We start from the raw sequence: 14,124 nt of genomic DNA, 5'->3' as shown, positions 1-14,124 counted from the left end.
CCCCCCAACCGGGGGCTTTTGGGTTTTCGGGGGTCTATTGCCATCGATAACCGGCACCGCGCACTGTGGCGATGCGCGCCGCGCCGAACTTGGCGCGCAGATATCGGACGTAGACGTCCACCACGTTGGAGCCGGGATCGAAGTCCAGCCCCCAGACCCGGCTGAGCAACTGTTCCCGACTCAACACCTGCCCGGCGTGACGGAGGAACTCCTCGGCGAGGGCGAACTCGCGCGCGCTGAGATCGATCTCCCGCGCGCCGATCGCGGCGCGGCGGGTGAGGACGTCGAGTGACACGTCGCCGTGCGCGATCGTGATCGACCCGAGCGACACCGGCTCGCGCAGGCGCGAACGGACGCGGGCGAGCAGCTCGTCGAACTTGAACGGCTTGGCGACGTAGTCGTTCGCGCCGGCGTCGAGTCCGTCGACGGTGTCGCGGGTGCTGGTGCGGGCCGTGAGCATGATGACCGGGATCGACGACCCTTGCCCGCGCAGGCTCCGCAGCACCTCGAAGCCGTCCATCGTCGGCAACCCCACGTCCAGCAGGACGAGGTCCACCTCGCCGGTGAGCGCGGTGTCGAGAGCCTCGGCTCCGTCCTCGACGATGAGGGTCTGGTAGCCGGCGGCCTCCAGACCCTTGGCCACGAACGCAGAGATGCGCTCCTCGTCTTCGGCGATGAGGATGCGGGTCATCCGGTGGCCTCTCTTTGCTGGACGACGTCGCCGGCACGGACGGGCGTCGGAAGGTGGGTCGGTGTGTGCGCTCCGCCCAGGGGCACGTGGATCGTCAGGGTCGCGCCGCCGCCGGGGGTGTCGGCGATGGTGCAGTGTCCGTCGTGCGCCTTCACGATGGCATCCACGATCGACAGGCCGAGCCCGGATCCGTCGACGCCGCGTCGGGTCGAGACGCGGTCGAAGCGGCGGAACACACGATGACGGGCGGCGGGAGGGATGCCGGGGCCGTGGTCGCGGACCCACAGTTTCGCGACCACACCGTCGTCGGAGCTGCCGATCTCGATGGGGCTTCCGGCCGGGGTGTACTTCGCGGCGTTGTCGGCGAGCTGCAACCACGCTTGGACGAGACGGTCGTGGTCGCCGACGATCCGGCCGCGGCCGCGTGCTTCGATCGTCCAGGTGTGTTCGGGGATGGCCGCGACGAGTTCGCCGACGCGGTCGGTGAGCGCGCTCACGTCGACGACTCCCGCCGACAGCGAACCGGCTTCGACGTCGGCGAGGGCGTCGATGTCGTCGACGAGGCGCGAGAGCCGGTCGAGCTCGGAGATTCCGAGGTCGCGGGTCTCGACGACGTCCTCGGGATCGGCGGGGTTCATCGTCTCGAGGTGGCCGCGGACGATCGTGATCGGCGTCTTCAGCTCGTGCCGCACGTCGTCGAGGAGCTGCCGCTGGGCGGCGACCGACATCGCCAGGCGATCGAGCATCGAGTTCACGGAGGCCGTCAGGTCGGCGATCTCGTCGTTGCCTTCACTCGAGACGCGCACCCCGAGATCGGCGATCGTGATCGCGTCGGTCGTGTCGCGGAGCTTCCGCAGCGGCGAGAACAGGCGGCCCGTGACGAACCAACCGGCTACTCCGACGGCGAGGAGCACGCCCGCCCCCGCGATCGCGTATGTGAGGGTCGACAGGGTCACCAGCTCCATGCGCTGGTCGATCGAGATGGCCTGCACGATCGCGGCATCCTCGTCGGCCACCGCGGCGTAGAGGACCGGGCCGACGCCCGTGTCCAGGCGCCCGCGCATCTCGCCGCGATCCAGCGCGGCACGCAGCTCGGCGAGGAAGTCCACGTCGTCGGCGAGCGGGAGGCCCGGCGGGGCCGGGGTCGAGGCGAGGACCGCGGTTCCGCGCAGGGCCAGCGTGCCGTCCGTGCGGCCGGGCACGGCGGCCGCGACCAGGTCGGCGGCGTCCTGTCCGCCGGCGGACACGGTCGAGACGAAGCCGTCGAGCTGTCGCTGGGCGTTGGCGAGCACGCGCTCGCTCTGCACGAAGAACGTGATGCCGCCGGCGATGATGAGGCCGAGCAGCACGACGCCGAGGATCGCCGCGAGGAGCCGCACGCGTGCCGAGAAGGGTCTCGTGCGGCGGATCATCCTCTGATTATGGCGTTCCCCGGCGTCGTCGCGATCCGGCTCAGCCCGGGTGGGTCATCGACAGCAGGTCGAGCTTGGCGTCGAGCACCTCTTCGGTGATCTCGCCGCGCTCCACGTAGCCGAGGTCGATGACGGCTTCGCGGACCGTGATGCCCTTGGCCACCGAGTGCTTCGCGATCTTCGCCGCGGCCTCGTACCCGATGACCTTGTTCAGGGGCGTGACGATCGACGGGGACATCCCGGCGAACGCCTCGGCGCGGGCGACGTTGGCCTCGAGGCCGTCGATCGTCTTGTCGGCGAGCACGCGCATGGCGTTGGACAGCAGGCGGATGGACTCCAGCAGCGCCGTGCCCATCACGGGGATCGCGACGTTGAGCTCGAACGAACCCGACGCGCCCGCCCAGGCGACGGTGGCGTCGTTGCCGATGACCCGTGCGCACACCATCAGCGTGGCCTCGGGGACGACCGGGTTGACCTTGCCGGGCATGATCGAGGAACCGGGCTGCAGGTCGGGGATGTGCAGCTCTCCGAGGCCCGTGTTCGGCCCCGACCCCATCCAGCGGATGTCGTTGTTGATCTTGGTCAGCGACACCGCGATGGTGCGCAGGGCACCGGATGCCTCGACGAGACCGTCACGGTTCGCCTGCGCCTCGAAGTGGTCCTTGGCCTCGGTGATGGGGAGCTCGGTCTCGGCGGCGAGCAGCTCGATGACCTTCTGCGGGAAGCCCAGCGGCGTGTTGATCCCGGTGCCGACGGCCGTTCCGCCGAGGGGCACCTCGCCGACGCGGGGGAGGACGGCCTGCACGCGCTCGATGCCGAGGCGCATCTGGCGGGCGTAGCCGCCGAACTCCTGGCCGAGCGTGACCGGGGTGGCATCCATGAGGTGGGTGCGACCGGACTTGACGATGCCCTTCCACGCCTCGGCCTTGGCCTCGAGCGCGACGGACAGGTGGTCGAGCGCCGGGATGAGGTCGTCGATGAGGGCCTGTGTGACCGCGATGTGCACCGAGGTGGGGAAGACGTCGTTCGAGGACTGCGAGGCGTTGACGTGGTCGTTGGGGTGGACGGTGTCGCCGAGGATCCGGGTGGCGAGGGTCGCCAGGACCTCGTTCATGTTCATGTTCGACGAGGTGCCGCTCCCGGTCTGGTACGTGTCGACCGGGAAGTGCGCGTCGTACGCGCCGGTGATGACCTCGTCGGCGGCCTGGGCGATGGCGTCCGCGACGCGCGGGTCGAGCGTCCCGAGCTCTTTGTTCGCCAGCGCCGCCGCCTTCTTGATGCGGGCGAGCGCGGCGATCTGCGTCGACTCCAGCCCCGAACCCGAGATGGGGAAGTTCTCGACCGCGCGCTGCGTCTGCGCGGCGTAGAGGGCGTCCTTGGGCACCCGCACCTCACCCATGGTGTCGTGTTCGATGCGGTACTCGATGTCGGTCACGTCGTCGTTCCTCCAGATCGTTTCGTGCGGTGTCAGGCGGCGCGGGAGTCGTCCACGTCGCCCACGCTCACGACGGGGACGGCTTCCCCGTCGTCGAGTCGGTAGTTGGCGCCCACGACCGCGACCCGACCTTCGGCGACGGCCTCGGCGATGAGCTCGGAGGCGCGCAGCAGATCGGCGACGGTGTGGCGCAGGTGCTCTCGACCCACCAGCTCGGCGTCGATGCGGTCGGCCGCGCGGCCGGCGGCGGCCTCTTCGCGCTGCACCCGACGCACGGCCGGGACGATCGGGGCGATCTGGCGCCAGATGTAGGGAGGGAGGGTCGGGGCGTCGATGCCGGTGCTGTCGATCGCGGCCCCCACGGCACCGCACGCGTCGTGCGCGAGCACCACGATGAGCGGGACCTCCAGCACGCCGACGGCGTACTCGAGGCTGCCGATCACCGAGTCGGAGATGACCTGGCCGGCGTTGCGGACGACGAACAGGTCGCCCAGGCCCTGGTCGAAGATGATCTCGGCCGCGAGGCGCGAGTCGGAGCAGCCGAAGAGAGCGGCCGTGGGGTGCTGCGAGCTCGCGAGTTCCGCGCGACGTTCGACGTCCTGGCGCGGGTGCGCGGGTTCGCCCGACACGAAGCGGCGGTTGCCCTCGAGCATCTGGGTCCACACGGCACGGGGGGTGATGCGCTCGCTCACGGGGTCTCTCTCAGTTCTCGAACCTGGGCGGTGACGGATGCCGCGGCGGTCGCGGTCGTCTCGGGGCTGGCGTCGCCGTAGATCAGTACCTGATCGGGCCCGGCGGGGGTCGACAGCGCGTAGGTGATGTTGCCGGCACGTTCGGGGTCGCTGGGCCGGTAGACGTTCCAGTCGATGCCGTCGATCGCCACGGTCTCGGTGCTGCGCGCTCCGCCCAGGATCTGGGCGACCCACTCCTCGCCGGTGTCCAGGCCCTGCGCGACGCGCACGAACCCGGACTCGCCGGAGCGGACGTAGACCATCGTCCACGCCTCGGTGCCGCCCTGACCCTCGGTCGTCGCCTGGTTCACGCGCCAGCCGTCGGGGAGCGACGGCGACAGGGCGGGGCGACCGATCTCGCGGGACAGGTCGGCGGCGAGGGCCACGACGTCGGGCTCCGGACGGGGGGCGGGCTCGCCGCGCGGAACCGCCGCGACCACGACGAGGACGACGGCCACGGTGACGAGGAGCGCGGCGACGAGGTTGCGGAAGGTCTTGCTGGAGCGGTAACGGCGCGACGACTCGGCCTTACGGGCCGCTGTCTCCTCGGGCGTCTCGGGGCGACCGAGCTCGGCGACGATGCGGGCCATCAGGACTCCTCACCCTCGTCGCGCGCGGCGTCGAGCCGTCGCTTGGCGCCGAGCAGCCATTCTTCACAGCGGGCCGAGAGCTGCTCGCCGCGTTCCCAGAGGGCCAGCGACTCCTCCAGCGTGGGCGCACCCTGCTCGAGCTCGGCGACCACACGGACGAGCTCGTCCCGAGCCTGCTCGAACGACAGAGACGCCACGTCGGCGGAGGGGCCGGAAGGCGTCGCGGTCATGGCATCCATCTTAGGCGCGACCGGCGGAGGTGCCGCCGTCCGCCGGGGACTCGGCGCCGTCGACCGGGCCGGTGGAGGAGGCGCCGAACGCGCCCTCGGCGACGGTCACCACGACGCGAGAGCCCGCGGGTGCCTGCGTCGCGTCGCGCACGATCCCACCACCCTCGACCTGCGCGATCGCGTATCCGCGCGCCAGGGTGGCTTCCGGTGAGAGAGCGCGCAGCGAAGCCCGGAGTTCCCGCGTCCGCCGCTCCTCGCCCTGCAGTCGGCGGTCGACGACGTCGCGCCCGCGAGTCGCGAGCATCCAGATGTCCTGCGCGCGGGAGGTGAGCATCGAGTGGGGCGTCCGCAACACCGGACGCGAACGCAGCTGCTCGAGCTGCGCGATGTCGTGGAGCACGCGCTGCGTGAGTCGGCTCGTCAGGCGCGCCCGCAGCTGCGCGACAAGCGCACGCTGCTCGCTGACGTCGGGCACCACGCGCTTGGCGGCGTCGGTCGGGGTGGAGGCGCGCACGTCGGCGACGTCGTCCAGCAGCGGACGGTCGTTCTCGTGGCCGATGGCGCTGACGATCGGGGTGGATGCCGCGGCCACCGCGCGCACGAGTCGCTCATCGCTGAAGCCGAGGAGCGTCTGCGGATCCCCGCCGCCGCGGGCGATCACGATGACGTCGACGTCGGGGTCGGCATCCAGCGCCTTCAGTGCCGCCAGCGTCTCGGGGACGCAGCGGTCGCCCTGCACCGCGGCGTACCGCGTGCGGAACCGCACCTGCGGCCAGCGCAGCTCGGCGTTGCGGTGCACGTCCTTCTCGGCATCCGAGTTCTCGCCCGTGATGAGTCCGATGCAGTGGGGGAGGAAGGGCAGCTTCTTCTTGCGCGCGGGGTCGAACAGTCCCTCGGACCGCAACTGCACGCGCAGCCGCTCCAGACGCTCGAGCTGCTCGCCGAGGCCCACATGGCGCATCGCCGACACCGAGAACGAGAAGTCGCCGGTCCGGGGGAAGTAGTCGGCCTTGACGCACGCGACGACGTGGTCGCCGACCTGCAGATCCTTCGGCAACCGCGCGAGCGTGCTCGACCAGATGCGGAAAGCGACGGTCGAGTCGGTTCCGAGATCCTTCAGGCGCCCGAAGACGTTGCCGCCCCGCCGGTTGAACGAGGTGATCTCGCCCTCGACCCAGACCGACCCCCAGCGCTCGATGAAGCCGCGGATCGTGTCGTTCAGGCGCGACACCGACGTCGGGGTGTCGGTGCGGGAATCGCGCGGGTGCACGGAGTCGGCCGGGGGCGCCTGGCCCTCGACGGCTTCGGGTCGGAAGGAGGTCATGCTCTCTCGTGGGGGTCGGTGGTGGGCGGTTCGGCCGTCGTCCAGGGGCGCCCCCGTAGAATCGAGGGGTGAGCACACCTGCCGTCCACCTGCCCGTTCCCCGGATCCCGGGTCGACGCGGGCGGCTCCAGGATATCCCCGTCCACGGACAGAAGAAGGTGCTGCTGGCCGCACCGCGCGGGTACTGCGCCGGTGTCGACCGCGCCGTCATCGCGGTCGAGAAGGCCCTCGAGCGCTACGGCGCGCCGGTCTACGTGCGCAAGCAGATCGTGCACAACATCCACGTCGTGACCGAGCTGGAGAAGAAGGGCGCGATCTTCGTCGAGGAGGTCGACGAGGTGCCCGAGGGCTCGCACGTCGTCTTCAGCGCGCACGGGGTCTCGCCGGCCGTGGTGTCGGCGGCATCCGATCGGCACCTGCAGGCGATCGACGCGACCTGCCCGCTCGTGACCAAGGTGCACCGCGAGGCCGTGCGCTTCGCGCGCGACGACTTCGAGATCCTGCTCATCGGCCACGAGGGACACGAAGAGGTCGAGGGCACGGCGGGCGAGGCGCCCGAGCACGTCACCGTGGTCAACTCCCCGGAGCACGCCGACACCGTCGAGGTGCGCGACCCGTCGAAGGTCGTGTGGCTCTCGCAGACCACGCTGTCCGTCGACGAGACGATGGAGACCGTCCGGCGCCTGCGCCTGCGGTTCCCCGAGCTGCAGGATCCGCCGTCCGACGACATCTGCTACGCCACCCAGAACCGTCAGGTCGCGATCAAGAAGGTCGCGCGCGGCGCCGACCTCGTGATCGTCGTCGGCTCGGCGAACTCGTCGAACAGCGTGCGCCTCGTGGAGGTCGCGCTGGAGCACGGCGCCAAGGCCGCCTACCGCGTCGACTACGTCGACGAGGTGCGTCAGGAGTGGCTCGAGGGCGTCGAGACCGTCGGTGTGACCAGCGGCGCGTCGGTGCCGGAGGTGCTCGTCACGGAGGTGCTCGAGGAGCTCGCCGGTGCCGGCTACCGCGATGTCGAAGAGGTGCGCACCGCGGAGGAGGACCTGATGTTCTCGCTCCCCAAGGAGCTGCGTCAGGACTCGTCGGGCAAGCGCGACCAGCGCGCCCTCGGCGGCCGGGGTCGCGCGTGAGCGGCGATTCCCGTCCACGCCCGCAGTACGGCGAGTACGCCTCGCCCGAGGAGCAGCGCGCGCGCATCCAGCGCCCCGAGGTGACCGAGGCGCTCGAGGCGGGAGTCGCCCCTGCGCCCGAGCCCAACGTCGACGAGACTCCGGCCGCCGCGCGCGCCCGCGGTCCGCTCGCCGACCGGGTCGCGACGTTCGTCCTCCTCGTCTACGGCCTCATCTCGGTGATCTCCACGATCGTGCAGCTGCTCGATTTCCCCGGCTACGCCGAGCGCGCCGCGCAGATCCTGGGCGTGGATGCCACGTACACGGCGCTGTCGACCGGGTACGTGTGGGGCGCCGTGGCATCCGTCGTGTACGCGGTCGGCTATCTGCTCACGGCCTGGCTCACCTGGCGGAGACTGCGTCGCGGGCGGATCGCGTTCTGGGTGCCGCTCGTCGGCTTCGTGGCGACGACCCTCGTCGCCGGCGTGTGCATCACCATCGCGCTCACCGCGGACCCGGCGTTCCTGTCGGCCCTCACCGGCTCGTTCGCGAACTGAACCGCGGGGCCCGGCATCCCGTGTTCCCGTGAGGAGGACAGGAGGGATGCCGCGATGCGAGACGATCACGCGCAGCTGACCGCGCTGTACGACGCGCACGCCGCACCCGTCTGGCGCTACGTCGTGAGCCTCACGGGCGACCACGCGGGAGCCGACGACGTCGTCCAGGAGACCCTGCTGCGCGCGTGGCGGACGCCGCGCGTCATGGCGGACGACCCCTCGACGTTGCGGTCCTGGATGTTCACCGTCGCCCGCAACATCGTCATCGACGAGGCGCGCAGTGCGCGGCGGCGCCATGAGCAGCCGGTCGACGAACTGCCCGAGACCGCGGGCGGGGATCACACGGATGCCATGTTCGACGCGCTGCTCGTCGAGGAGGCCCTGGCCACCCTGACGGCCGATCACCGCGCGGTCATCGTGTCGGCCTACTACGGGGGTCGGAGCGTCGCGCAAGCGGCGGAAGAACTGGGGATCCCGGCGGGCACCGTGAAGTCGCGTCTGCACTACGCCGTGCGCGCGCTCCGGCTCGCCCTGCAGGAGAGGGGGGTGACGCGATGACCGCCGACCACGAGAGATTCGCCGAATGGGACGGCGCGTACGTGCTGGGTGCGCTGTCGGCCGCCGACCGCGGCGAGTACGAGCGCCACCTCGACGAGTGCGCGCTCTGCCGGGCCGCCGTCGCCGAGCTCGCACCCACGGCCGGGCTCCTCTCGCGGCTGTCGCCCGAGCGTGCTCGCGCGATCGACGGAGACGATCCGCAGCTCCGGGCGGCGCCCACCGCCCCTGATCCCGATCTTCGGGGACGGGTCGTGCGCACCGCGCGGAATCGGCGCCGCCGCGCGGTCGCCCTGTGGGCGGGTGCAGCCGCCGCGGCCCTGCTGGTCATCGCGGTGCCGAGCGTCCTGGCTCTCACGAGCACCCCGACCGACGGTGGCGGCACCGTCTACGCCTTGGACGATGTGGCGGGCGCGCCGCTGGAGGCCTCGGTGAAACTCACGCCCGTCGAGTGGGGCACCCGGATCGATCTCGTCTGCCAGTACACCGGCCAGGTCCTCGACGCTCCGCCCGGCGGCTGGCCCTACGCCCTGGCCGTCACGGACGACTCGGGAGCCACGACGTTGCTCTCCACGTGGCGCGCCGGCCCCGGCTCGACCACCGAGCTGAGCGCGGGCACCGACGTGGCGGCATCCCGGATCGACTCCATCGAGATCAGGACGGTGGACGGGGATCGCGTGGTCATGCGACGGGTGTTCGACAGCCCGTAGCATCGAGGGATGCCGAGCCTCGTCGCCGTCTGCGCCGTCCACGCCCTCCGCCCCGACTCCGGCTCGGTCGGCGTCACCGCCATCGACAAGCGCGCGCTCGACGGGGCCGTGCGCATCGGTCCGCTGGGTGTCCGCGCCGACGTGCAGGCGAGTCGCAAGCACCACGGCGGCCCCGACAAGGCCGTCTACGCGTACGCGCAGGACGACGCCGAGTTCTGGGAGCAGCAGCTCGGACGCGAGCTCGCCCCCGGCTGGTTCGGTGAGAACCTGCGGCTCGACGGCGTCGACGTCAACGGCGCGCGGATCGGCGAGGTCTGGCGGATCGGTGACACCGTCCAGCTCGAGGTGACGATGCCGCGGACCCCGTGCGCGACCTTCGCCCGCTGGGTCGGCGGCTCGGCGGGCCGCGGGTGGGTCAAGCGCTTCTCGGATGAGGGGCGGCTCGGTGCCTACCTCCGCGTCCGACGTGCGGGCGACGTCCGCGCCGGCGACCCCGTCGAGATCGTGTCGTCGCCGTCGGACGCCCCCACCGTGCTGGAGCTGTACCGCTCGTAGGTCAGCCGTCCTCGCGGCGTCGTCATCGCTGACTTCGGGCGAACGTTCGCCCCGTGCCTCGCTCCCCGGACATCTCCCCGAAGTCAGCGAAGGGTGGGAACGCACGAACGCCCCGGCCGGAGCCGGGGCGTTCGTGGGGGAGTCTTCGGGTCAGCCCTGCGATTTGCCGAACGATCCGAGCTGCTTCGTCGCCTCGACGACGCGCACGGCCATGGCCGACTCCGCGACCTTGCCCCACGCGCGCGGGTCGTACTGCTTCTTGTTGCCGACCTCGCCGTCGATCTTCAGCACGCCCTCGTAGTTCGAGAACATGTAGCCCGCGATCGACCGGGTGAAGGCGTACTGCGTGTCGGTGTCGATGTTCATCTTGACGACGCCGTTGGAGACGGCCAGGGCGATCTCCTCGTCGGTGGAGCCGCTGCCGCCGTGGAAGACGAGGTCGAGGGGCTTGGGGCCGGTGCCGAACTTCGCGGCGATGCCCTCCTGGATCTCACCGAGCAGCTCGGGGCGCAGCTTCACGCCACCGGGCTTGTACACGCCGTGCACGTTGCCGAAGGTGAGGGCCGAGATGTAGCGGCCGTTCTCGCCGAGGCCCAGACGCTCGACGGCCTTCGTGACGTCCGCGACGGTGGTGTACAGCGCCTCGTTGGAGCCTTCGTGCGCGACGCCGTCCTCTTCGCCGCCGACCACGCCGACCTCGATCTCGAGGATCGCGTTGATGTTCTTCAGGCGGGGGAGGAGCTCGGCGGCGATGTCGATGTTCTCGTCGAGGGGCACGGCCGAACCGTCCCACATGTGCGACTGGAAGATCGGGTTGCGGCCGGCCTTGACCTCTTCCTCGGATGCCTCGAGGAGGGGGATCACGAAGCCGGGCAGCGCGTCCTTCGGGCAGTGGTCGGTGTGCAGCGCGACCGTTACGGGATAGTTCTTGGCGACCTCGGTCACGTACTTCGCGAACGCGAGCGCGCCGGTCGCGCGGGCCTTGACGGTGTGGCCGGCGAAGTAGTCGGCGCCGCCGGTGGTGACCTGCAGGATGCCGTCCGAGCCGGCCTCGGTCAGGCCCTGGAGCACGGAGTTGATGGTCTGCGAGCTCGAGACGTTGATCGCGGGGTACGCGAAGCTGCCGGCCTTGGCGCGGTCCAGCATCTCGGCGTACTGCTCAGGGGTGGCGACGGGCATGGAGAGACTCCTTGGTCGTGACGGGGACAACCGTCACTCTAGCGAAGGCGGTCGATCGTGACGGGGTCGGCGGGCGAGGAACCTGCCCGTTCTCCTCTGCCGTTAAGAATCGCGATTCCTTCATCCGCGAGACGGTGAAAACCACCGATTGTCACGACAAGGCTGGCTACAGTGGGCCACATGGTGAGCCTGACGTCCGACATGAGTCCTCTGCATCCCGATCGGAACCTGGCTCTCGAGCTGGTGAGGGCCACCGAGGCGGCGGCCATCCGAGCCGTTCCGTTCATCGGTCGCGGAGCAAAGGAGGCCGCCGACGGCGCGGCGGTCGACGCGATGCGCGCGTTCTTCAGCACGGTGAACTTCGACGGCACGATCGTCATCGGCGAGGGCGAGAAGGACAACGCCCCGATGCTCTACAACGGCGAGCGGGTCGGGAACGGCAAGGGGCCGCGGTGCGACGTCGCGGTCGACCCGATCGACGGAACCTCGCTGACCGCGGCGGGGCGCCAGAATGCCCTGTCGGTCATCGCGGTCTCGGACCACGGGACGATGCTGGAAGCGTCGAGCGTGTTCTACATGGACAAGCTCGTCACCGGTCCCGCGGGCGTGGGCGTCGTCGACATCCGCCTCCCGATCGGCGAGAACATCCGGCTGCTGGCGAAGGCGCTGGGCAAGCCCGTGGACGAGATCGTGGTCTCGGTGCTGAACCGCCCGCGTCACGAGCAGCTGATCGCCGACATCCGCGAAGCCGGTGCCGGAACCCGCCTGATGAGCGACGGCGACGTCGCCGGCGGCATCAACGCCGCGCGTCACAACGCCCGCACCGACATGTGCGTCGGCATCGGTGGGAGCCCGGAAGGCATCGTCACCGCCTGCGCGATCAAGGCGCTGGGCGGGCACATCCAGGGTGTGCTCGCGCCGCGCGATGACGATGAGAAGGAGAAGGGCCGCGACGCGGGCCTCAAGGTCGACGGTGAGGTCTACGAGGCCGACGGTCTCGTGACGGGGAAGAACACGATCTTCGTCGCCACGGGCGTCACCGATGGTCAGCTCGTGCAGGGCGTGCGCCGCGACGGCGACTTCATCTACACCGAAAGCGTCGTGCTCCGCGGTGCGTCGGGCACGCTGCGCCGGATCTCGTCGGAGCACCTGACGTCGAAGTGGCTCTGACGCGCTGACGTCGGGCGGCCGGGGCCGCGAGACTGCATCTGACTGACAACTCCACTGCAGGGCGCAGTGGGGATGTCATTCCGTTGCTGTTTCGCGGCACAGGTGCGGCGCGGCACAGGTGCGGCGCGGCAGCGGTGCGCGGCGGTGCGGCGGAGCGGAGGCGCGCCGGAGCTGTCCCGCGCATGCAGGTACAGCCGGGCGTGTCGTTGCGCAAGCGTGACTCGTTCTCACAGGGCCCTCTGGCAGAATCGTCAGCAGTGTCAACGGCGACGCTGTGTTCTTCCGAGACCCGAAGGGGGATCGTTTCATGGCAGCTACGACGAACTCGACCGCGCCTCAGACAGGTGCGCAGGCGGTGATCGCCAGCGCCGTCGACCCCGCGCGTCGTCCCGACGTTCTGCTGCGCAAGCGCCGCGCCGAGGGTCACGAGATCAGTGCCTGGTGGATGGTGGGGGCCTTCGTCGCCGTCTCCGCCGCCGTGGTCAGTCTGCTCAGCTGGGTGCCCGGCGGGTCTTGATCGTTCCCGCTCAGTCGTCCTGAGCGAGCCCGGCGCGTGTGCGCACCTCGCCGAGATCGGCGTACGCGATTCCGTCGGCGGTGGCATCGTCGCTCGCGGGCGTGCTCTCGTCCTCGATCTCGAGGAGTTCGGGGGCGGTCCAGCGCCGCGGTGCGGACTCGAGCGCGGCGGGAGCCGTGACGGCATCCAACTTGGTCTCGTCGATGCCGGGGAACTTCCGCGCCGAGACGAGCACCCGTGACTCGAGCGAGCCGGCGAACTTGTTGTAGCTGTCGACTGTGCGCTCCAGCGCGCGTCGCAGGTCGCCCGCGTGCCCGGCGAGGACGCCGATCCGGTCGTACAGCTCGGTGCCGAGGGCGAAGAGCGTGCGGGCCTCGTCGGACACGTCCTGTTGGGTCCAGGTGAAGGCGACCGTCTTGAGCACCGCCCACAGGTTCACCGGCGAGGCGAGGGCCACTCGTCGGGCGAAGGCGTACTCCAGCAGGGTGGGGTCGTCGTCCAGGGCCGCCGACAGCAGCGACTCGCTGGGCAGGAAGCAGATGACGAACTCGGGGCTGCTGGTCAGCCCTGCCCAGTACGTCTTGCGGGCGAGCGCGTCGACGTGGGCGCGCACCGCCTTGGTGTGCTTGGTCATGAGGGCGGAACGTCGTGCGCCGTCGTCGCCCGTGGCGGTCACCGGGATCGCGCTGGCCTGCAGGAACGCGTCGAGGGGGACCTTGGCATCCACCGCTAGCGCCTTCCCGCCGGGGAGGCGGACGACCATGTCGGGCCGCCCCGCGCCCGCGTCGGAGGCGATCGAGGACTGCAGGTCGAAGTCGACGTAGCGCGTGAGGCCTGCGGCCTCGACCACGCGGCGAAGCTGCGTCTCTCCCCACACGCCGCGCGTGCTGCCGGAGCGCATCGCGGAGGCCAGAGCCTCGGTCGTCGATCGCAACGCTTCGTCGGCTTCGCGCGAGAGCCGCAGCTGTTCGCCGAGCGCCGAGTACTGCTCGACGCGATCGCGCTCGAGGCCGTCGACCTTGCGCTGCATCGCGTCGAGCGTTTCGCGCACCGGGTCGAGGGCGCGCAGAACGGTCTGCTCGCGCCGGTCGCGCTCCTCGCGCGCAGCCTGGTCTGCGCGCGTCTGCGCGACCAGGTCGCGGTAGAGCGTGCTCTGGTGGTCGAGCTGGGCCTGGACCCCCGCACGGGCGGCGTCGGCGGCCGCGACGCGCGCGGCCAGATCGACGCGCTCGGCGGCGGCGCGGGAGGTGGCCCGGGCGGTGCCCAGGAACCACCCGGCGGCGGCTCCCATGGCGAGGGCGAGGACCGCGAGGATCAGGGCGATGGCATCCATGTGCTCAGTGTGCCGGAGGGGTCCGA

At 70.8% G+C, this 14,124-nt stretch carries 16 protein-coding genes; 7 read left to right on the top strand and 9 right to left on the bottom strand.

Annotated features, from left to right (window positions below; all coding sequences use genetic code 11):
- Positions 1–34: 34 nt before the first annotated feature.
- From CSIV_RS13200 to xseA, 7 genes are read right to left on the bottom strand one after another with little or no spacing between them, the layout of a single operon-like run.
- On the bottom strand, positions 35–691 hold the full coding sequence (locus tag CSIV_RS13200; RefSeq protein ID WP_077051843.1) for a response regulator transcription factor: 657 nt from the start codon (positions 689–691) through the stop codon (positions 35–37).
- Positions 688–2,103, bottom strand: a complete 1,416-nt coding sequence (locus CSIV_RS13195; protein WP_077051842.1) for a sensor histidine kinase — start codon at positions 2,101–2,103, stop codon at positions 688–690. Before CSIV_RS13195 ends, CSIV_RS13200 begins: the two co-directional genes overlap by 4 nt.
- 40 nt (positions 2,104–2,143) lie before the next feature.
- Positions 2,144–3,538: a class II fumarate hydratase gene (locus CSIV_RS13190; protein WP_077051841.1), complete on the bottom strand. Its 1,395-nt coding sequence runs from the start codon at positions 3,536–3,538 to the stop codon at positions 2,144–2,146.
- 32 nt (positions 3,539–3,570) lie between these two features.
- Positions 3,571–4,191, bottom strand: coding sequence for a carbonic anhydrase (locus CSIV_RS13185; RefSeq protein ID WP_139340761.1), 621 nt, complete (start codon positions 4,189–4,191; stop codon positions 3,571–3,573).
- A 35-nt stretch (positions 4,192–4,226) separates the two neighbouring features.
- Positions 4,227–4,859, bottom strand: coding sequence for a DUF4245 family protein (locus tag CSIV_RS13180; protein WP_077051839.1), 633 nt, complete (start codon positions 4,857–4,859; stop codon positions 4,227–4,229).
- Positions 4,859–5,098, bottom strand: coding sequence for an exodeoxyribonuclease VII small subunit (locus tag CSIV_RS13175; protein WP_077051838.1), 240 nt, complete (start codon positions 5,096–5,098; stop codon positions 4,859–4,861). Before CSIV_RS13175 ends, CSIV_RS13180 begins: the two co-directional genes overlap by 1 nt.
- Before the next feature lies 1 nt (position 5,099).
- Complete coding sequence (xseA, locus tag CSIV_RS13170) at positions 5,100–6,413, bottom strand: exodeoxyribonuclease VII large subunit (RefSeq protein WP_077051837.1); 1,314 nt, start codon at positions 6,411–6,413, stop codon at positions 5,100–5,102.
- A gap of 89 nt (positions 6,414–6,502) precedes the next feature.
- Here xseA and CSIV_RS13165 point away from each other — a divergent pair, with 89 nt between their 5' ends.
- From CSIV_RS13165 to CSIV_RS13145, 5 genes are read left to right on the top strand one after another with little or no spacing between them, the layout of a single operon-like run.
- Positions 6,503–7,543: a 4-hydroxy-3-methylbut-2-enyl diphosphate reductase gene (locus tag CSIV_RS13165; RefSeq protein ID WP_077052658.1), complete on the top strand. Its 1,041-nt coding sequence runs from the start codon at positions 6,503–6,505 to the stop codon at positions 7,541–7,543.
- Positions 7,540–8,079 carry a DUF6264 family protein gene (locus CSIV_RS13160; RefSeq protein WP_077051836.1) on the top strand — a complete coding sequence of 180 codons (540 nt, stop codon included), beginning with the start codon at positions 7,540–7,542 and terminating at the stop codon, positions 8,077–8,079. Before CSIV_RS13165 ends, CSIV_RS13160 begins: the two co-directional genes overlap by 4 nt.
- A gap of 54 nt (positions 8,080–8,133) precedes the next feature.
- The gene (locus tag CSIV_RS13155) at positions 8,134–8,637 is read left to right on the top strand and encodes a sigma-70 family RNA polymerase sigma factor (RefSeq protein ID WP_077051835.1); all 504 of its coding nucleotides are present in this window, start codon (positions 8,134–8,136) and stop codon (positions 8,635–8,637) included.
- Entirely contained in the window at positions 8,634–9,344 is a 711-nt protein-coding gene (locus CSIV_RS13150; protein ID WP_077051834.1) for an anti-sigma factor family protein, read from the top strand. Before CSIV_RS13155 ends, CSIV_RS13150 begins: the two co-directional genes overlap by 4 nt.
- A gap of 9 nt (positions 9,345–9,353) precedes the next feature.
- Positions 9,354–9,899: an MOSC domain-containing protein gene (locus CSIV_RS13145; protein ID WP_077051833.1), complete on the top strand. Its 546-nt coding sequence runs from the start codon at positions 9,354–9,356 to the stop codon at positions 9,897–9,899.
- 150 nt (positions 9,900–10,049) lie between these two features.
- Here the strand turns inward: CSIV_RS13145 and fbaA are convergent, their stop codons facing one another.
- Positions 10,050–11,078 (bottom strand): class II fructose-bisphosphate aldolase, encoded by a 1,029-nt coding sequence (gene fbaA / locus CSIV_RS13140; RefSeq protein ID WP_077051832.1) that lies wholly within the window; start codon positions 11,076–11,078, stop codon positions 10,050–10,052.
- A gap of 180 nt (positions 11,079–11,258) precedes the next feature.
- On the opposite strand from fbaA, the gene glpX reads away from it, so the two are divergent.
- Positions 11,259–12,248: a class II fructose-bisphosphatase gene (gene glpX / locus CSIV_RS13135; protein ID WP_077051831.1), complete on the top strand. Its 990-nt coding sequence runs from the start codon at positions 11,259–11,261 to the stop codon at positions 12,246–12,248.
- A 307-nt stretch (positions 12,249–12,555) separates the two neighbouring features.
- Positions 12,556–12,765, top strand: a complete 210-nt coding sequence (locus CSIV_RS13130; RefSeq protein ID WP_077051830.1) for a UDP-N-acetylmuramyl pentapeptide phosphotransferase — start codon at positions 12,556–12,558, stop codon at positions 12,763–12,765.
- A gap of 10 nt (positions 12,766–12,775) precedes the next feature.
- Here CSIV_RS13130 and CSIV_RS13125 read toward each other — a convergent pair whose 3' ends face one another.
- Complete coding sequence (locus CSIV_RS13125) at positions 12,776–14,098, bottom strand: DNA recombination protein RmuC (protein WP_077051829.1); 1,323 nt, start codon at positions 14,096–14,098, stop codon at positions 12,776–12,778.
- Positions 14,099–14,124: the final 26 nt, after the last annotated feature.

The organism is Microbacterium sp. CSI-V, assembly GCF_001984105.1.
Taxonomy (GTDB): domain Bacteria; phylum Actinomycetota; class Actinomycetes; order Actinomycetales; family Microbacteriaceae; genus Microbacterium.
This window is presented reverse-complemented; position numbering and strand designations above follow the sequence as displayed.